The sequence below is a fragment of the Rhodococcus sp. P4_F3_2 genome, assembly GCF_056401335.1.
This window is the reverse complement of record NZ_JBFUJN010000026.1, coordinates 80,583-98,747: the sequence shown is the minus strand read 5'-3', so window position 1 is coordinate 98,747 and position 18,165 is coordinate 80,583. Positions and strand designations below refer to the sequence as shown.

The following is an 18,165-nucleotide window of genomic DNA, read 5'->3' as shown; positions in this document are numbered from 1 at the left end:
ACCTGATTTAGGGTCGCTGTGGAGTGGTGGGTCTGTCCTTTTCGACGACTTCGGGAGGAAGACCCCACTGCGCTCGGCCAAGTCGGCTCATCGGTGCGATTGCCGCGAAGTCCGGTAACCCGTCGTCGGCGACAGCCTCGGGACGTACTGCGACCGCGACCACATTTCCCATCACGACAAATGAATTACCGACCTCGATGACCTGGTGAAGCGTGCATTCGATGGCGATCGGGGAGTCGGCGACCCGGACAGGGCGAACCCGCTCGCTCGGTTCGCTACGGATGTTCAACTCGAGAAATTCGTCGGCCTCGGCGTCGTAGAAGGCCGAACTGTTGTTCACCACGTCTGCGAGCGTGGCGGTCGCCAGGTTGATCACGAATTCGCCGGTCGCTTCGATGTTGCGCAGACTGTCCTTGCGTCCGACCGACGTGAACTGCACGATCGGCGGCGCCGAACTTGCCACGGTGAAAAAGCTGTACGGAGCCAGATTGCCGACGCCGTCCGCCGACAGGGTGGACACCCAGGCAATCGGCCGGGGGACCACCGAAGCGGTGAGTAACTGATAGAACCGGCGGGGTTCGAGCTCGGCTGGATCGAAGAGTGTGCGCACCCACACATAATGCCGCTGTCCCCGCCCCTGGGCATGCTTGCACCCGAACATCTGACACTCTTGAAGGCGTGAATCCGTCCACTGCACAAGCCACAGCCGTCGTCGACGAACTGGTTCGTGGTGGCGTGCGTGAAGTCGTGCTGTGTCCAGGCTCTCGCAACGCGCCCCTCGCATTTGCCCTCCAGGCCGCCGATCTCGACGGCCGGTTGCGTCTGCACATGCGGATCGACGAGCGGACAGCAGGCTTTCTGGCACTCGGACTGGCAATCGCAGGGAAACGACCGGTCCCCATCGTGATGACCTCCGGGACCGCCGTCGCAAACCTCGGACCTGCTGTCCTCGAGGCCAACTACGCGCGAGTGCCGCTGGTGGTCCTGAGCGCCAACCGGCCTTACGAGATGCTCGGCACCGGCGCCAACCAGACCGTCGAGCAGCTCGGGCTCTTCGGCAGTCAGGTTCGCGCAACCATCAGCCTGGGCTTGGCCGAGGACGATTCGACGCAGAACAGCCAGTGGCGCTCGGCGGTCTGCCGGGTCCTCGCCGCTGCCCGCGGAACCAGATCCGGAAACGCGGGTCCGGTGCATTTCGACATCCCGCTCCGAGAGCCGCTGGTGCCGGACGTGCACGTCCATGGCCCGGTTCCGGAGGGCCGTCCAGGCGGTGCAGCCTGGACCACCACCCAGAACGCGACGCTCGATGTTCCGGTCGATCTGGACCTCACCGCAGATACGGTGGTCATTTCCGGACACGGCAGCGCACTTCGGCCTGAGCTGGCCGGACTGCCGACGGTGGCCGAGCCGACGGCTCCGATGCACGGGATCGCACTGCATCCACTCGCGCTCTCGCAACTCAAGCCCAAGCAGGCGATCATCACCGGCCGCCCGACGTTGCATCGTCAGGTCTCGAAGGTGTTGGCCGACCCGAGCGTCGACGTCTACGCGCTGACCACCGGGCCGCGCTGGCCCGACGTATCCGGCAACGTGCTCGCCACGGGAACCAGGGCAGTGGTCACCGGGACGCCCGATCCCGCCTGGATTGCTCGATGCGCCGCGCTGACCGAACACGCCGAAACTGCCGTCCGCAAGCAACTCGACGCCCACCCCAAAGCGACTGGCCTGCACGTGGCAGCTGCCGTGATGGATGCACTCGCGGACGGCGACCAGCTTCTGCTCGGCGCGTCCAACCCCGTTCGCGACGCGGCCCTCGTGAGCTATCCCAAGCCCGCCGTGCGGGTGCTGTCCAATCGCGGGGTCGCAGGTATCGACGGCACCGTCTCGGCGGCGGTCGGTGCCGCACTGGCATACGAGGGCGGCCGGACCGTCGCTCTCATGGGCGACCTGACCTTCCTGCACGACGCGTCCGGGCTGCTGATCGGGACCGGTGAGCCGAGGCCGAGCGACCTCACCATCGTCGTGGCCAACGACGACGGCGGCGGCATCTTCGAGCTCCTCGAACAAGGCGACCCGCAGTACGCCGGCGTCTTCGAGCGAGTGTTCGGAACACCGCACGGCATGGACCTCGCTGCGCTGTGCGCGGCCTACCGCGTGCCGCACGCAGCCGTCACCGTCGACGCCCTGGCAACGACGCTGGCGCAACCCGCAAACGGCATTCGTGTGCTCGAAGTCGCGACAGATCGCAGTGGACTGCGCGAACTCCACGCTTCCGTGCGAGCACAGCTGTGACGCAAACGGTTCTGCGGCGCTTCCGCATCGGCGTACTCGTGGTTGCGGTCGGCATTTCGGTGCTCGCGGTGATCCTGGTTCTCGGTGCCTGGCGCAACGATCGGACCATCGAATCGAACATGGGGACCGCAACCGCCGAGGTGCTCTCGGCAGGCTCGCTACGTTCGGCGATCAGCTTCGTGACACCGGACGGCGCGAATCACAACCCTGAACTCGGCGTGCTCTACCCCACCAATCTGACTGTGGGACAACGCATCGAGGTGGAGTACTCCAAAGCCGACCCTGATTTGGTCCGGGTAGCGGGACGCAACGCGACGGTGGCGCTGATCCCGGCGGGATCGGTGATCGTCGTGACGTGGCTCCTGGCTGGACCGTCGATCTGGTACCTGCGCAAGCGGGAAGCGGGAGCTCCGGGATCGGCACCGGTCGCTTCGAGTTAGTTCGCGCTTCGCCGGAACTTCACACGAACATGACGTGGACTTTTCCTGGCCCTGTCACCGTTCTCGGTGTGAGAGTAGCCATCGTTGCGGAGTCATTCCTGCCCAACATGAACGGCGTCACCAACTCGGTACTACGCGTGCTCGAACACCTCGATCGCACTGGCCACGACGCCATGGTCATTGCGCCGGACACTGTCGGATCCGACACCTCTGCCGCCACCGAACACGAAGGTGTTCAGGTGGTTCGGGTGCCCGCCGTYATGGTGCCCAAAGTCAGTTCACTCCCCGTCGGCCTGCCACAACCGCGTCTGACGACGGCCGTGCGGACCTTCGCGCCCGACGTCGTCCATCTGGCGTCGCCGTTCCTGCTCGGCGCCGGGGGAGTGGCCGTCGCCAAGCGGCTCGCGATACCCACCGTCGCGGTTTACCAGACCGACGTCGCCGGATTTGCCGAAAGCTACGGTCTCGGCGTCACCAGTCGCGCCGCGTGGGCGTGGACCCGTCGAATCCACAAGAGCTGCAACAGGACCCTTGCACCCTCCACGTCGGCAGTCGACGCCCTCGAAGAGCACGGCATTCCGCGCGTGCACCGATGGGCCCGCGGCGTCGACGCACAACGGTTCGCGCCTTCGCGTCGTAGTTCGGCGTTGCGGCAGTCCTGGATCGGCGACAGCGACCAGTTGGTGGTCGGCTTCGTCGGTCGCCTCGCGCCCGAAAAGCACGTCGAGCGACTGGCCGTGCTGGCGGCCGATCCCAGCGTGCAGATCGTGATCGTCGGAGACGGCCCGGATCGCGAGAACCTACGACGACTGATGCCGGATGCGATCTTCACCGGACAACTCGGCGGTACCGCGCTGGCCGACGCCTATGCGAGCCTGGACGTATTCGTTCACCCCGGCGAGCACGAGACCTTCTGCCAGGCGGTTCAGGAAGCCCTCGCGAGCGGTGTACCTGTCGTCGGACCGGACGCCGGTGGACCACGTGACCTGATCTCGCATTGCCGCAACGGCTACCTCCTGCCGACGGACAGGTTCACCGAACTCCTGCCAAGCGCCGTCGACGCACTTCGTCAGCGTGATCTGCGGGTGCAGTTCGGCTCCGCGGCGAGGCGCTCGGTGCTGCACCGGACCTGGCCGGCAATCTGCGAAGAGTTGCTCCGTCACTACGAGGACGTGCAGGGCCTCGGGCGGCGAACGGGTGCCAGAGCAGCCTGAACGCCTTCGCTGCCCGAGGGTTGGTAGCGTTTCGGGTGTGGCCACTACACACGGAACCCGAGCAACTCTCGAGAAGCAACCGCACGAAGTCGCGTCGATGTTCGACGACGTCGCGGAGCGATACGACCTCACCAACACCGTGCTGTCCTTCGGCCAGGACAAGGGTTGGCGCAAGGCCACCCGCGAAGCCCTCGACCTCAAGCCGGGCGAGAAGGTACTCGACCTCGCCGCCGGAACCGGAGTCTCGACCGTCGAACTGGGGCGCTCCGGTGCCTGGTGCGTCGCCACCGATTTCTCCAAGGGAATGCTCAAGGCCGGAATCTCGCGCAAAGTTCCGATGGTCGCAGGTGACGCGATGTACCTGCCCTATGCCGACAACGTGTTCGATGCCGCGACGATTTCCTTCGGGCTGCGCAACGTCTCCGACTTCGAAGCCGGACTGCGCGAGATCGCCCGCGTCACCAAGCCGGGCGGACGTCTCGTCGTCAGCGAGTTCTCGACGCCCGTCTTCGGGCCCTTCCGCACGGTCTACATGGAGTACCTCATGAAGGCGCTCCCGCAGGTCGCACGCACCGTCAGCAGCAACCCCGACGCCTACGTCTACCTCGCCGAATCGATCCGCGCCTGGCCGACCCAGGAAGAGTTGGCACGCAAGATCGAGGCTGCCGGGTGGAAGAACGTCAAGTGGCGCAACCTCACCGGCGGCATCGTGGCGCTGCATTACGCCACTGCCTGAACTGCTGTGCGCCTTTATCAACCCCCGGCGGTTAATAAAGGCGCACAGCACTTGCTCAGCCGAACAGCGGTCGGGAGTCGATCTTTCTCGACGCGGCCCCCGACGCACGCCATGCCTTCGCCGTCAGATCGGCGTCGGCGTCGGTGACGAGGTTCCCCATCACCCGAACGGCGACCGTCATCAGTGCCCGTGAGCGCATCGCAATCGGGCCCGAGGCGGGCAGGAATTGCGGAACCGTCAGCAGGCCTGCGAGCCGGCGCGCGACCGAGAACGCCTGCCCGTAATGCTCCCGAAGCACGGTCGGCCACAGCTCCGTGAGGTCGTCGGCGCCGAGCTGTTCGACCACCAGACGTCCGCCTTCGAGGCCGTAGTCGATGCCCTCACCGTTGAGCGGGTTCACACACGCTGCGGCGTCGCCGATCACGGCCCAGTTGCGTCCGGCGATGTTGGAGACGGCGCCGCCCATGGGTAGCAAAGCCGAAGCGACGGAATGAATTTCGCTGCTCCACTGCCACTCGGTTCGGCGCTGGTCGGTGTACAAGTCGAGCAAGGGACGCAGAGCACCCGGCGCCGGGCGCTTGGACGTCGCCAGTGTCCCGACGCCGATGTTCACCTCGCCGGTGCCGAGCGGGAAGATCCAGCCGTACCCCGCCTGCAACGTGCCCTCGGCGTCCCGCAGTTCCAGATGCGAGGTGATCCACGGGTCGGCGCTGCGCGGCGTCGCGACGTAAGCGCGTGCCGCGACGCCGTACGCGGTGTCCCGGTGCCACTGCCGTCCCAGCTTCTTGCCGAGCGTCGAGCGAACGCCGTCGGCGATGATCAGCGTCCGGCAACGAAGAGTGCTGCGTCCCGAGGGGCCGGCGAGTACGACGGCGGCTACTCGATCACCGTCGAGTTCGACGTCGACGGCCTTGGTGCCCTCGACCATGACCGCGCCGGATTCGACGGCGCACCGGCGAATGGCGTCGTCGAGTTCGGTCCGGGGGATCGCACTGCCGATCGGCGGGAACGACGTCCCCGGCCACTCGAGTTCGAGTTCTTGTCCGAAGCCGGACAACCGCAGGCCCTTGTTCGTCGTATGTGACCGAACCCACTCGCCGAGGCCGAGGAGATCCAGTTCGGCCACGGCGCGCGGAGTGAGTCCATCACCACAGGTCTTGTCTCGCGGGAACACGGCAGCGTCCACCAGCACGACGTCTCGGCCGCTGCGGGCGGCCCAAGCCGCGGCCGAAGAACCCGCGGGACCTGCGCCGATGACCACAATGTCGGTTTCGGTCGGAAGCGAATCGACGACGGGGGACTGCTCTTCTACGGACACACTCACATCTTCCCAGGCTCGCGATCGCCACCGTGGCGAGGCCGTCCCGAGTGCGAACCGCTAGGTTCACTACCGTGGGAACCGAGCCGTCACTGACGACAGGAATGGGTACTGACATCGTGAGCACCGAAAAGACTGCTGCCGACRCAACCGCATCGAGCACCGTCGTTGCAGRCATCGACCTGGGCGACGAACAGCTCGCCGCAGTAGTGCGTGGTGGACTCTCCGATGTCGAGGAGTTGTTGGTCAGCGAGCTGTCCGACGGCGAAGACTTCCTCACCGAGGCCGCGCTGCATCTCGCGCGAGCCGGTGGAAAGCGCTTCCGTCCGTTGTTCACAATCCTGACCGCGCAACTCGGACCGGTGCCGAACGATCCGTCGATCATCACCGCAGCGACTGTCACCGAACTCGTTCACCTGGCGACGCTCTATCACGACGACGTCATGGACGAGGCCTCCATGCGGCGCGGAGCACCCAGCGCCAACGCCCGCTGGGGAAACAGCGTGGCGATCCTGGCCGGCGACTATCTGTTCGCGCACGCATCACGCCTGGTATCGACGCTCGGACCCGAAGCCGTTCGGATCATCGCCGAAACCTTCGCCGAGCTGGTCACCGGCCAGATGCGCGAGACGATCGGCGTCAAGAAGGAACAGGATCCGGTCGAGCATTACCTCAAGGTCGTGTGGGAGAAGACCGGTTCGCTCATCGCTGCATCCGGACGATTCGGCGGCACCTTCTCCGGCGCCGACGCAGCTCACATCGAGCGCCTCGAGCGCCTGGGTGACGCCGTCGGCACCGCATTCCAGATCTCCGACGACATCATCGACATCTCCTCCGTATCGGCGCAGTCCGGCAAGACTCCGGGCACCGACCTGCGCGAGGGTGTCCACACCCTGCCCGTCCTGTACGCGTTCCGCGAAGAAGGAGCCGACGCAGATCGCCTGCGGGAGCTGCTCGCGGGCCCGGTCACCGAAGACGCTTTGGTAGAAGAAGCTCTCGAACTGCTCGAGCGTTCGCCGGGCATGGTCAAGGCGAAGGCAAAGCTGGGCGAGTACGCAGTCTCGGCAAAGGCCCAGTTGGCCGAGCTCCCGCAGGGACCGGCGAACGAAGCGCTCGTGCGCCTCGTGGACTACACGATCGAACGAGTCGGCTGACGCACCTGGGGTGAAACCCTGACGACCCTGGGTGGGAACCCTGATGACCCTGTCCTTCGTTGACTGAACAGAACCGGTGCATACGCCGGGAGTTCGGGTGAGCCTTCGGCTCCAGCGAGGCAAGAGGTGAGCAGTTTGCACGGCTACGCGAACGGTGCGAAGACATTCGGGTTGTTGGTGGGGATGTCGGCGCTGATCGTCTTCATCGGCTCGCTGTTCAACAGCCCGTTCCTTCTGTGGGGGTCCGTTCTGTTTGCCGTCGGCATGAATGCCTACGTCTACTTCAACAGCGACAAGCTGGCGCTTCGATCGATGCGCGCCCAGCCCATCACCGAGGTCGAGGCACCGGCGATCTACCGGATCGTGCGCGAACTCGCCACGACGGCGCACCAACCGATGCCCAGGCTGTACATCAGCCCCACGAACGCCCCGAACGCGTTTGCCACCGGTCGTAGCCCTCGTCACGCCGCGGTGTGCGTGACCAGCGGCATCATGCAGATCCTGAACGAACGCGAACTGCGCGCCGTACTCGGGCACGAACTCTCCCACGTCTACAACCGGGACATTTTGATCTCGTCCGTGGCCGGCGCGATGGCCAGCGTCATCTCGGGCCTGGCCAACTTCGCGATGTACGCGAGCATCTTCGGTGGCCGAGGGAACGGGCAGGGAAGTAATCCGATCGCCTTGCTGCTCGTCTCCCTACTGGGACCGATCGCGGCAACCGTGGTCAAGCTGGCCGTTTCGCGCTCTCGCGAGTATCAGGCTGATCAATCGGGAGCCGAGCTCACCGGTGACCCATTGGCGTTGGCGTCGGCGCTGCGCAAGCTCGAGTCGGGCGTGGCAGCCGCGCCGTTGCCGCCTGAGCCCAAGCTCGCGGCGCAGTCCCACCTGATGATTGCCAACCCCTTCAGAGCGGGGGACAAGGTGAGCAAGCTGTTCTCGACGCATCCGCCCATGGCGGACCGGATCGAGCGTTTGGAGAAGATGGCCGGGATGTAGGGCCTTCGGCCCCTGTGCGCGGTTAGGTAGTCCTAGGACTCCTTAACCGCGCACAGGGGCGCAGCCCCTACTACCGGTAGTTCACGAACTGCAGGGCGATCCCGAAGTCCTCACCCTTGAGCAGGGAGATGACACCCTGGAGGTCGTCGCGCTTCTTACTGCTCACACGAAGTTCCTCACCCTGGATCTGCGCCTTGACGCCCTTGGGGCCCTCGTCGCGAATCTTCTTGGTGATCTTCTTCGCGTTCTCGCTGCTGATGCCCTGGACCAAGGTTCCGGACAGCTTGTAGATCTTTCCGGACTGCGCCGGCTCGCCGGCATCGAATGCCTTCAGCGAGATGTCACGACGGATCAACTTCTCCTTGAACACGTCGAGGGCGGCAAGCAGTCGCTCCTCGGTGTCGGCGTTCAACGTGATCGTCTCTTCACCAGACCACTCGATCGACGCTCCCGTGTTTCGGAAGTCGAAACGTGTGGTCAACTCCTTGGCAGCCTGATGCAGGGCGTTGTCCACCTCTTGACGGTCAACCTTGCTCACCACGTCGAAGGACGAATCAGCCACTTCACACTCCCGCTTTCCGGTAGTTCACGAACATCGAGTTCTGCCCACCTTCCATACCGGTGGACACCTCGACGTTATCGGGTCGGCACCGCCCGTTACCACCCGGTTTGCAAAATGGGGGTGTGTTCGTTGTATTCTTCTCACCGCACCGAGGAAGCCGTTTTCGGCCGCCGCACGTCGCGATATACTTGCGAATGCGCCGGATCGAAGCCTGGTGCAAGCACGGCAGATTGCCCGAGCGGCCAATGGGAGCGGACTGTAAATCCGTCGGCTTATGCCTACGTAGGTTCGAATCCTACATCTGCCACACCAAGTCAGCCCCGATTCTCTTTACGAGAGTCGGGGCTGACTTTTTTTGTGCTTGTTCCGAGGTCGGGTGCGCGTTGGTGACGCCGGCGTCGGCTGCGGCTCAGGGGCCTCGGGAGTGCTTCTGGGGATGGCTTCGGGGGAGTGCGGGGTCAAGTTGGTTCCCGCAAAGCCCTCGCCAGCGGCCCCGATCGGTGCAACAATGGGCTCCGGCACCATTTTTGCCCCGATGACCAGCGGATTTGGTGCTGGCGCTCGTTCGTGTGTAATCTTTCGGAGGCTTCAAGAGAGCGGCAACGCACTCCTGAGCCACGCCCCCTTAGCTCAGTCGGTAGAGCGTTTCCATGGTAAGGAAAAGGTCAACGGTTCGATTCCGTTAGGGGGCTCGCTGGATTGTGGTGCCGTGCTTTCCGCGCGACACTCGACACCGAGGCGGTGTAGCTCAGTTGGTAGAGCAAACGACTCATAATCGTTGCGTCGCCGGTTCAAGTCCGGTCACCGCTACACAATATGCATGATCCACCCTGATTGCTCGTAATCAGATACACCCGAAAGAAGGCATCCCGTGGCCTCCTCGACCGACGTTCGGCCCAAGATCACCTTGGCCTGCGAGGTATGCAAGCACCGCAACTACATCACCAAGAAGAATCGGCGCAACGACCCCGATCGCCTGGAGCTCAAGAAGTTCTGCCCCAACTGCGGAACCCACCAGTCGCATCGCGAGTCGAAGTAGTAAGTCCTTAACAGGACGACGATTTTCGCGGAAGACCCTCTCGGGGCCTGCGTCTTCGGGTCCTAGCTAGAAGAGAGTCTCACCGCGTGACAGATTTGCAAGAGAACCAGGCAGCGGCCGAGGTCCCTACGGACCCGGCCGCTCATGCCGTCCAGATGGTCGGTCACCACTATCGTGTCGAAGACTTCTACGAGGTCGGACGCGAGAAGGTGCGCGAGTTCGCTCGCGCCGTCCAGGACGCGCATCCTGCGCACTACGACGAATCGGCAGCCAAAGGTCTCGGATACGACGGCCTGATTGCTCCCATTACGTTCGTCGCCATCGTGGGTGCCATTGCTCAGCGACGTCTGTTCGAAGAGATCGTCACAGGCTACGACTTGAGTCAGATTCTTCAGACCGATCAGCGACTGGTGCTGCACAAGCCCATGCAGGTCGGTGACCGACTCTTCTGCGATGTTTTCCTGGATTCGTTCAGGCAGGCCGCAGGTAGCGACATCATCGTGACCAAGAACATCATCACCGATCAGAACGACGAAGCAGTTGTCACCACGTGGACAACGCTTGTTGCTCGAACGGGTGGGGAAGTGGACGAGAACATCGCCCACGCAGTCAAGGACGTGATGATGCATGTCGCTTCGTAAATTTTCCGACGTGAGTGTCGGCGAACTTCTCCCCGAGAAGTCCGTCACCCTGACGCGTGGAAACCTCGCCAACTACGCGGGTGTTTCGGGAGATCCCAATCCGATTCACTTCAGTGACGAGGTCGCACGACTTGCCGGCTTGCCGGACGTCGTCGCGCACGGCATGCTCTCCATGGGCATCGGTGCCGGCTACGTCACCGAATGGCTGGGGGATCCGGGCGCAGTGACCGAGTACAACGTACGGTTCACGAGCCCGGTGATCGTGGCAGCCGACAAGGCTGCCGAGATCGAGTTCACCGCCAAGGTGAAGTCGATCGACGAAGAAAGCAAGACCGCAGTACTGGCAATCGTGGCCAAGTCCGAAGGTAAGAAGATCTTCGGTCGTGCCACCGCCACGGTCCGTCTAGCCTGATCGCAGGGCGGATTGTGTTTGTTCCGGGGCTTTGAAGTACACTGAGATTTCTGGGATTCCTCAGCGCTGCGCGCTGCCCTGAATGTTGCAAGACATTCACCTCGGGTAGCGCGTATGTTGTGTGATCGCAGAACGGTTGATTCAGGCAGGGTCCACCTGTCGATGTCAACCAAAGGGGCGTAGCTCAACTGGCAGAGCAGCGGTCTCCAAAACCGCAGGTTGCAGGTTCAAGTCCTGTCGCCCCTGCCCCCGGATGCCAGCGACTGAGAGGAACGACGTGAGCGAGGAGCGCGCCAAGCGCGACGCCGACACTTCGGATGCGGAGACTTCAACGTCTGCCGATTCGACCGGTGTCGACGACACTGCAGCTGACGCGACTACGCGTTCCGATCTGTCGTTGGACAAGGACGGTGCCGAGAAGGCTCCCTCCGCATCCAGTGGGGTTTCCAACAAGCCGACCGGCAAGCGCGCTGCACGCGGCGCCTCGGTCAGCGCGTCCACCGTGAAGACTCCGGCCCGGACGGCATCCCGGACATCTTCGGCCAAGCCGACTGCAACGAACCCCGGCAAGAAGCCCAAGGCGAAGAAGGACAACATCTTCAAGCGCCTGCGCAAATTCTTCCGCGAGGTCATCGCAGAACTCCGTAAGGTCATCTGGCCGAACCGCAAGCAGATGATCACCTACACCAGCGTCGTGCTGACGTTCGTGGTCTTCATGGTCGCTTTCATCAGCGGCGTCGATATCGCTGTGATCAAGGGTGTCACCTGGCTGTTCGGCTGATCGCCGTAGCAGTCGGGCGTCTTTGCCTGCGAGCGCGACAAGACCCGACCCGGGTCCGAGTAACGAGAGGAAGCGAGTGCCCCAGTGAGCACCCCCGAGAACGACACGAATGAGGCTTTGGCCGAAGAGCGTGTTTCTGCCGAGGCGGCAGCCGAAGTAGACGTCGTGGTTGCCGAAGGCACCGATGCAGACGTTGCCGAAGGCACTGATGCAGACGCTGCAGCGACCGAGGACGTCATCTCCGACGATGCCGAGAACTCCGACGAGGCCGCTCCCGCCGCCGAGCTCGAGGTCGAGGATCCCGTTGCCGAACTCAAGGCTGCGCTGCGTCGCGCCCCGGGTGACTGGTACGTCATCCACTCGTACGCCGGTTACGAGAACAAGGTCAAGACCAACCTCGAGACTCGCGTTCAGAACCTCGACGTCGGTGACTACATCTTCCAGGTGGAAGTTCCCACCGAAGAGGTCACCGAGATCAAGAACGGCCAGCGCAAGCAGGTCAATCGCAAGGTTCTGCCCGGATACATCCTCGTTCGCATGGAGCTCAACGACGAGTCGTGGGGCGCAGTGCGCAACACGCCTGGCGTCACCGGTTTTGTCGGTGCCACGTCGCGTCCCTCGCCGCTGACCCTCAACGAGGTCGTCAAGTTCCTGCTCCCGCAGCAGGAGCAGAAGAAGCAGCAGGCTGCAGCGGCCGCCGTCGCAGCAGGCGAGGCACCGTCCGAGTCCTTCGGCAAGCCCCTCATCGAGGTCGACTTCGAGGTCGGCGAGTCGGTCACCGTCATGGACGGCCCGTTCGCAACCCTTCCGGCCAGCATCAGCGAGGTCAACGGCGAGCAGCAGAAGCTCAAGGTTCTCGTGTCGATCTTCGGTCGTGAAACCCCGGTTGAGCTCAACTTCAACCAGGTCGCGAAGATCTGACCACCCCAAAACTTGCAATTTGTTCGACGCAAGACACACACCCAAGCTAGAAACTAGGAACTAGAGATGCCCCCAAAGAAGAAGAAGCTCGCCGGGCTCATCAAGCTGCAGATCCAGGCAGGTCAGGCTAACCCTGCACCTCCCGTGGGTCCCGCGCTCGGTCAGCACGGCGTGAACATCATGGAGTTCTGCAAGGCCTACAACGCGGCGACTGAGTCCCAGCGCGGCAACGTTGTGCCGGTCGAGATCTCGGTCTACGAAGACCGGACCTTCGATTTCAAGCTGAAGACCCCTCCCGCCGCCAAGCTGCTCCTCAAGGCAGCCGGCGTCGCCAAGGGCTCCGGCGAACCGCACAAGACCAAGGTTGCCTCGGTGACCATGGATCAGGTGCGCGAAATCGCGAAGACCAAGGCTGAAGACCTCAATGCCAATGACATCGAGCAGGCCGCGAAGATCATCGCCGGCACCGCTCGTTCCATGGGCATCACGGTCCAGGGCTAATAGTCCGCTCCACAGCACTACGTGGGAGGGCCGGCCAGGCCCCGACCACAACTGAACCATTCACCACTGCACAGGTAATTCGCTGCAGTGATAAGTAAGGACAGAACAAATGGCAAAGCGCAGCAAGGCGTACCTCGCCGCCGCTGAGAAGATCGACGCAGACAAGCTCTACAGCCCGCTTCAGGCTGCAAAGCTCGCCAAGGAGACGTCGTCCACCAAGATGGATGCAACCGTTGAGGTTGCAGTTCGTCTGGGCGTCGACCCCCGTAAGGCTGACCAGATGGTCCGCGGAACGGTCAACCTGCCCCACGGCACCGGTAAGACCGCTCGCGTCATCGTGTTCGCTGTTGGCGAGAAGGCAGCAGAAGCCGAGGCTGCAGGCGCTGACGTAGTCGGTGCAGAAGACCTGATCGAGCGCATCCAGGGTGGATGGGTCGATTTCGACGCCGCAATCGCGACTCCTGATCAGATGGCCAAGGTCGGCCGCATCGCCCGTGTCCTCGGACCGCGTGGCCTGATGCCGAACCCGAAGACGGGCACCGTCACGGCGGATGTCACCAAGGCTGTCAACGACATCAAGGGCGGAAAGATCAACTTCCGCGTCGACAAGCAGGCCAACCTGCACTTCGTCATCGGCAAGGCATCGTTCGATCACTCCCTGCCGGCCTTCTTGTCTGTTTCGGGAGAGGGTGATCCCTGCCGGTGGTATCGGTCCAACGGTGGTATCGGTCCAACGGTGGTATCGATCTAACGGTGGCATCATCGGGGTATGCACGAAGCGTTCCAGTTCCTCGGAAACTTTTGGTGGCTGATCTTCGTTTTCGGCGGCACCATCGGTGGGGCGCTGAAAGGTGTCGCGGTTGCCAACGAAAGGCGGATCGAGCGCCGGCAAGAGCGCTTCCGGCTCAAGCAGGAGACCAAGGTCGCCATCGCGCAGGCCAACGCACAACATCACGCCGACGAAGAAACACAACGCCGAGAGCTGGCCAAGGCCATCGAGCAGCACGATGCGGTCGACGCCCGATGGTTCTCGTACGAGCTCGATCCGGTCACACTGCTCGACACTCCGATGATGACGGACATGCGTGAGCCTTTGACGGCCGATTTTCATCGAGCCAAATATCGTGCCGATCTGCTCCGTCCAGGCAATCCGGAGACGATGATCGGTAACCAGCAGGCGCAAACCGAGTACCGCGAGGCGGTGCACACTTACTCGATCGCCTTCGAGATCGCGGAAGCGGAGGCGAAGCGTCGCCGACGGAGCGGATTCACCCTCGACGAACAAGAGCGCCTGGTAAGGGCGCAACGTCTGCTGCGCCTGGCCATGGACGATGGCGCGACGCCACAGGAACGTCAGAGTGCGTATCGGAAGGCTCACAAGGAACTCGACGGGCTGCTGGTGCTGCCGGACCGAGCTCGGGCAGAGATCGAACACAAGATCGCCAGGGCCATCGGTGCTTGAAGAAACCGGGTGCTTGAAGAAACCGGGTGCTTGAAGAAACCAGCTGCGTGACGAGGCCGATTTGGTTATGCAGCGAGTAGTCAGGTAGTCTTCGACGCGGAGTTCAGTGCTGGATATGAACTTCACCCCAAAATCATGTTCTACCCAAGACCGTTGGTGATTGCACTCAGTAATGAGTGTGGTTGAAAGTCCGGGAGTGCCCGGCGGCCCACGTAGGTGAACGAGGTAGGGGGATAGCTTGATGTAGTGGTTCTACAGTTTGCCTGGTTATGCACTGCTTTGCGTTGCATCGTTACGCTGATTCGTAAGCCTCTTCTTCATGTTTCCTCTGTACGCCCCGTGCGCTTGCGCCGGGGCGTTTTGCATGTCGCGGACTGTGTCTTCTCGGGTTCACCCCGATGAGGTGCAGCGGTTCCTGAGTGGGACAACGACTGTCACGAGAGGAGGCGAAGTATGGCAAAGCCTGAGAAGGTTTCCGCAGTTGCGGAAATCACCGAGCAGTTCAAGGGTTCGACCGCCGCTGTGGTCACGGAATACCGTGGCCTTTCGGTTGGCAACATCACGACACTGCGACGCGCTCTCGGAGAAGGTGCCACCTACTCCGTCGCCAAGAACACCCTGGTCAAGCGTGCCGCCGCAGAGGCTGGCATCGAGGGCCTTGATGACCTGTTCGTTGGTCCGACCGCCATTGCATTCATCAAGGGCGAACCGGTCGACGCTGCGAAGGCTCTGAAGAACTTCGCTAAGGACAACAAGGCGCTCATCATCAAGGGCGGCTACATGGACGGCGCTGCGCTGTCCGTGGAAGAGGTCAACAAGATCGCGGATCTCGAATCCCGCGAAATCCTGTTGGCAAAGCTTGCCGGCGCGATGAAGGGCAACTTGGCAAAGGCCGCAGGCCTGTTCAATGCTCCCGCTTCGCAGATGGCCCGTTTGGCCGCTGCCCTGCAGGAGAAGAAGGCCGCAGAAGGCGGAGCCGCAGAGGCCCCCGCAGAGGCTGCCACCGAGGCTCCGGCCGAGGCCGAAGCCGAAAGCTGATCCGCACCCGCGCATCACTGCTATAACCCCGCCCGGTCGCGGATCAGCGACATGGGACTTACAGGAAGGACCGCCACAATGGCGAAGCTCAGCACCGAAGAGTTGTTGGACCAGTTCAAGGAGCTCACCCTCCTCGAGCTCTCGGAGTTCGTTAAGGCATTCGAGGAGACCTTCGAGGTCACCGCTGCTGCTCCCGTCGCCGTCGCCGCTGCAGGCGCACCGGCTGCCGGCGCAGAAGCTGCTGAAGAGCAGGACGAGTTCGACGTCGTCCTCGAGTCGGCTGGCGACAAGAAGATCCAGGTCATCAAGGTCGTCCGTGAGGTCGTTTCCGGCCTCGGCCTGAAGGAAGCCAAGGACCTCGTCGAGAGCGCTCCGAAGGCCATCCTCGAGAAGGTTGCCAAGGACGCCGCAGAGGCTGCCAAGGAAAAGCTCGAAGCTGCCGGCGCAAAGATCGTCATCAAGTAAGACGGTTTTCCCGCTGCTCTTCGCGAGTAGTAACGAAGAGGGCCACTCCCCACGGGGAGTGGCCCTCTTTTTTTGAACTTTTTTCGCGGGTGATATGTCGGAATCCATGCAGGTGGGAGGGGTGCCCGAACTAGGCTGTGACCTGAATTATGCTTCTTCCCTACTCGTTAGTAGTATTCGCAGTCACGGGTACCACTCCCATGCGATAGAGTGACCCAACCCACACGGGTGCATGCATGCAACGGACGTCGCGGAGGTAATGGTGGGAGTCGAGGTAGCGGTACAAGGACTGACAAAGTCTTTCGGGTCGCAGAGGATTTGGCAGGACGTGTCGTTGACACTTCCCGCGGGTGAGGTCAGCGCACTGCTCGGGCCTTCGGGTACCGGTAAGTCGGTGTTCCTGAAGTCCCTGATCGGACTGCTCCGCCCTGAACAAGGCTCCATTGTCATCGACGGCACGGACATCCTGCAGTGCTCCTCCAAGGAGCTCTACGAGATCCGCAAGCTGTTCGGCGTTCTGTTCCAGGACGGCGCACTGTTCGGCTCGATGAACTTGTACGACAACATCGCATTCCCGCTTCGTGAGCACACCAAGAAGTCGGAATCCGATATCCGCAAGATCGTGATGGAGAAGCTCGATCTCACGGGTCTGGTCGGCGCCGAGGACAAGCTTCCCGGTGAGATCTCCGGCGGTATGCGCAAGCGTGCCGGTCTTGCGCGTGCACTCGTTCTCGATCCCGAGATCATCCTCGTCGACGAGCCTGACTCCGGTCTGGATCCGGTGCGTACGACGTACATCAGCCAGACGCTGATCGACATCAACGCCCAGTCGGACGCGACGATTCTGATCGTCTCGCACAACATCAACCTCGCACGCACGGTGCCGGACAACATCGGCATGCTCTTCCGTCGTCAGTTGGTGATGTTCGGTCCTCGTGAGGTGCTGCTCACCTCTGACGAGCCCGTCGTCAAGCAGTTCCTCAACGGAACGATGATCGGTCCGATCGGTATGTCGGAGGAAAAGGACGAGGCTCAGATGGCGCACGAGCAGGCGCTCGTCGACGCCGGTCACCACGCCGGTGGTGTCGACGACGTCGAGGGCATCGTGCCGCAGATGAAGGCCACCCCCGGAAACCCGGAGCGTCAGGCTGTTCGTCGTCGCCAGGAGCGCGTCCGCCAGATCATGCACACCCTCCCAGCTAACGCTCAGGCGGCAATTCAGGACAGCCTCGACGAGGTTGACGGAACTGGGCAGTACGCTCCCCAGTACGCCGACGCGAGCGGCTATCAGGGGGAGTGGAACGACAACTCGCAAGACACGCAGGTCATTCCTGCATACGAGGGCGATCCCTACGGAAACACGACACACGGGCAAGGGTAGGCATATCGGATGGGGGTTACCCGCAACTCGGTTCTGAGTCCGGTCAACGGAGCATTAACTCAGGCCGGAAACATCGTCGAACTGTTTGTCGACGTCGTCAGGAATACGTTCCGGCGTCCATTTCAGTTCCGTGAGTTCATCGAGCAGGCCTGGTTCATCGCCAGCGTGACAATTTTGCCGACGGCATTGGTAGCCATCCCTTTCGGCGCCGTCGTCTCACTGCAGACCGGTTCGCTGATCAAGCAGTTGGGTGCAGAATCGTTCACCGGCGCTGCCAGCGTCCTGGCGGTGATCCAGCAGGGTAGCCCTCTGGTGACAGCATTGTTGGTCGCCGGTGCGGCCGGATCGGCCGTGACGGCCGACCTCGGTTCACGAACCATTCGCGAAGAGATCGACGCGATGGAAGTCCTCGGAATCAATCCGATTCAGCGCCTGGTGGTTCCGCGTGTACTCGCGATGGTGCTGATCGCTGTGCTGCTCAACGGACTGGTGTCCGTCGTCGGTATCGCGGGTGGTTACTTCTTCAACGTGATCCTGCAGGGCGGTAACCCCGGTGCCTACATCTCGTCGTTCTCAGCTTTTGCGCAGCTACCGGACATTTGGAGCGGTGAGATCAAAGCCGCGGTGTTCGGTGTCATCGCCGGTGTGATCTCCGCGTACAAGGGACTCCACCCATCCGGTGGCCCGAAGGGCGTCGGTGAGGCGGTGAACCAGGCCGTCGTCATCACGTTCCTGCTGTTGTTCTTCGCCAATCTGATTCTGACGATGGTGTACCTCCAGATCGTGCCGGCGAAGGGATCTTGACCTAA

20 protein-coding genes, 4 tRNA genes and 1 pseudogene are annotated in these 18,165 nt (G+C 62.7%); 22 read left to right on the top strand and 3 right to left on the bottom strand.

What is annotated here, in order from left to right; genetic code table 11:
• Positions 1-7 precede the first annotated feature (7 nt).
• On the bottom strand, positions 8-610 hold the full coding sequence (locus AC1DWA_RS24460; RefSeq protein WP_205907656.1) for a flavin reductase family protein: 603 nt from the start codon (positions 608-610) through the stop codon (positions 8-10).
• A 68-nt stretch (positions 611-678) separates the two neighbouring features.
• On the opposite strand from AC1DWA_RS24460, the gene menD reads away from it, so the two are divergent.
• From menD to AC1DWA_RS24440, 4 genes are all read left to right on the top strand, one after another.
• Positions 679-2,292, top strand: coding sequence for a 2-succinyl-5-enolpyruvyl-6-hydroxy-3-cyclohexene-1-carboxylic-acid synthase (menD, locus tag AC1DWA_RS24455; RefSeq protein ID WP_020906813.1), 1,614 nt, complete (start codon positions 679-681; stop codon positions 2,290-2,292).
• Complete coding sequence (locus tag AC1DWA_RS24450; protein ID WP_020968960.1) at positions 2,289-2,732, top strand: DUF3592 domain-containing protein; 444 nt, start codon at positions 2,289-2,291, stop codon at positions 2,730-2,732. Before menD ends, AC1DWA_RS24450 begins: the two co-directional genes overlap by 4 nt.
• 68 nt (positions 2,733-2,800) lie before the next feature.
• Entirely contained in the window at positions 2,801-3,946 is a 1,146-nt protein-coding gene (locus AC1DWA_RS24445) for a glycosyltransferase family 4 protein (protein ID WP_024487303.1), read from the top strand.
• 37 nt (positions 3,947-3,983) lie between these two features.
• Positions 3,984-4,682 (top strand): demethylmenaquinone methyltransferase, encoded by a 699-nt coding sequence (locus AC1DWA_RS24440; protein WP_003941879.1) that lies wholly within the window; start codon positions 3,984-3,986, stop codon positions 4,680-4,682.
• A gap of 55 nt (positions 4,683-4,737) precedes the next feature.
• On the opposite strand, the gene AC1DWA_RS24435 is transcribed toward AC1DWA_RS24440, so the two are convergent.
• Positions 4,738-6,000 (bottom strand): geranylgeranyl reductase family protein, encoded by a 1,263-nt coding sequence (locus AC1DWA_RS24435; protein WP_370627643.1) that lies wholly within the window; start codon positions 5,998-6,000, stop codon positions 4,738-4,740.
• A 104-nt stretch (positions 6,001-6,104) separates the two neighbouring features.
• Here AC1DWA_RS24435 and AC1DWA_RS24430 point away from each other — a divergent pair, with 104 nt between their 5' ends.
• Both AC1DWA_RS24430 and htpX read left to right on the top strand, forming a co-directional pair.
• Positions 6,105-7,154 carry a polyprenyl synthetase family protein gene (locus tag AC1DWA_RS24430; protein WP_477917145.1) on the top strand — a complete coding sequence of 350 codons (1,050 nt, stop codon included), beginning with the start codon at positions 6,105-6,107 and terminating at the stop codon, positions 7,152-7,154.
• A gap of 135 nt (positions 7,155-7,289) precedes the next feature.
• Positions 7,290-8,153 carry a zinc metalloprotease HtpX gene (gene htpX / locus AC1DWA_RS24425; protein WP_029254860.1) on the top strand — a complete coding sequence of 288 codons (864 nt, stop codon included), beginning with the start codon at positions 7,290-7,292 and terminating at the stop codon, positions 8,151-8,153.
• A gap of 70 nt (positions 8,154-8,223) precedes the next feature.
• On the opposite strand, the gene AC1DWA_RS24420 is transcribed toward htpX, so the two are convergent.
• On the bottom strand, positions 8,224-8,715 hold the full coding sequence (locus tag AC1DWA_RS24420; protein ID WP_003941854.1) for a YajQ family cyclic di-GMP-binding protein: 492 nt from the start codon (positions 8,713-8,715) through the stop codon (positions 8,224-8,226).
• A 224-nt stretch (positions 8,716-8,939) separates the two neighbouring features.
• Here AC1DWA_RS24420 and AC1DWA_RS24415 point away from each other — a divergent pair.
• The 16 genes and pseudogenes from AC1DWA_RS24415 to AC1DWA_RS24340 all read left to right on the top strand — a co-directional run bounded on the left by AC1DWA_RS24415 (position 8,940) and on the right by AC1DWA_RS24340 (position 18,160).
• A tRNA-Tyr gene (locus AC1DWA_RS24415) sits at positions 8,940-9,022 on the top strand.
• A 312-nt stretch (positions 9,023-9,334) separates the two neighbouring features.
• Positions 9,335-9,407: transfer RNA gene (locus AC1DWA_RS24410), tRNA-Thr, on the top strand.
• A 45-nt stretch (positions 9,408-9,452) separates the two neighbouring features.
• Positions 9,453-9,525: transfer RNA gene (locus AC1DWA_RS24405), tRNA-Met, on the top strand.
• Between the two features lie 61 nt (positions 9,526-9,586).
• The gene (rpmG, locus tag AC1DWA_RS24400; RefSeq protein WP_003941903.1) at positions 9,587-9,754 is read left to right on the top strand and encodes a 50S ribosomal protein L33; all 168 of its coding nucleotides are present in this window, start codon (positions 9,587-9,589) and stop codon (positions 9,752-9,754) included.
• Between the two features lie 86 nt (positions 9,755-9,840).
• Positions 9,841-10,395: a (3R)-hydroxyacyl-ACP dehydratase subunit HadA gene (gene hadA, locus AC1DWA_RS24395; protein WP_019744315.1), complete on the top strand. Its 555-nt coding sequence runs from the start codon at positions 9,841-9,843 to the stop codon at positions 10,393-10,395.
• Positions 10,382-10,807: a (3R)-hydroxyacyl-ACP dehydratase subunit HadB gene (gene hadB / locus AC1DWA_RS24390; protein WP_003941909.1), complete on the top strand. Its 426-nt coding sequence runs from the start codon at positions 10,382-10,384 to the stop codon at positions 10,805-10,807. The genes hadA and hadB overlap by 14 nt, the downstream gene beginning before the upstream one ends.
• A 173-nt stretch (positions 10,808-10,980) precedes the next feature.
• Positions 10,981-11,053 (top strand) — tRNA-Trp (locus tag AC1DWA_RS24385).
• A gap of 31 nt (positions 11,054-11,084) precedes the next feature.
• Entirely contained in the window at positions 11,085-11,588 is a 504-nt protein-coding gene (secE, locus tag AC1DWA_RS24380; RefSeq protein WP_020968963.1) for a preprotein translocase subunit SecE, read from the top strand.
• 84 nt (positions 11,589-11,672) lie between these two features.
• Positions 11,673-12,509, top strand: coding sequence for a transcription termination/antitermination protein NusG (gene nusG, locus AC1DWA_RS24375; protein ID WP_003942049.1), 837 nt, complete (start codon positions 11,673-11,675; stop codon positions 12,507-12,509).
• 66 nt (positions 12,510-12,575) lie between these two features.
• Entirely contained in the window at positions 12,576-13,010 is a 435-nt protein-coding gene (rplK, locus tag AC1DWA_RS24370) for a 50S ribosomal protein L11 (RefSeq protein WP_003941896.1), read from the top strand.
• Between the two features lie 109 nt (positions 13,011-13,119).
• Positions 13,120-13,668 (top strand): annotated as a pseudogene (gene rplA / locus AC1DWA_RS24365) (50S ribosomal protein L1); the annotation flags it as partial.
• Between the two features lie 111 nt (positions 13,669-13,779).
• Positions 13,780-14,472 carry a hypothetical protein gene (locus AC1DWA_RS24360; protein ID WP_042951226.1) on the top strand — a complete coding sequence of 231 codons (693 nt, stop codon included), beginning with the start codon at positions 13,780-13,782 and terminating at the stop codon, positions 14,470-14,472.
• 453 nt (positions 14,473-14,925) lie between these two features.
• Entirely contained in the window at positions 14,926-15,510 is a 585-nt protein-coding gene (gene rplJ / locus AC1DWA_RS24355; RefSeq protein WP_003942074.1) for a 50S ribosomal protein L10, read from the top strand.
• A 78-nt stretch (positions 15,511-15,588) separates the two neighbouring features.
• Entirely contained in the window at positions 15,589-15,975 is a 387-nt protein-coding gene (gene rplL, locus AC1DWA_RS24350) for a 50S ribosomal protein L7/L12 (RefSeq protein WP_003941857.1), read from the top strand.
• 259 nt (positions 15,976-16,234) lie between these two features.
• The gene (locus AC1DWA_RS24345) at positions 16,235-17,356 is read left to right on the top strand and encodes an ABC transporter ATP-binding protein (protein ID WP_024487305.1); all 1,122 of its coding nucleotides are present in this window, start codon (positions 16,235-16,237) and stop codon (positions 17,354-17,356) included.
• A 9-nt stretch (positions 17,357-17,365) separates the two neighbouring features.
• A complete protein-coding gene (locus AC1DWA_RS24340) occupies positions 17,366-18,160 on the top strand; it encodes an MlaE family ABC transporter permease (RefSeq protein ID WP_003942038.1) in 795 nt (264 codons plus the stop codon).
• Positions 18,161-18,165: the final 5 nt, after the last annotated feature.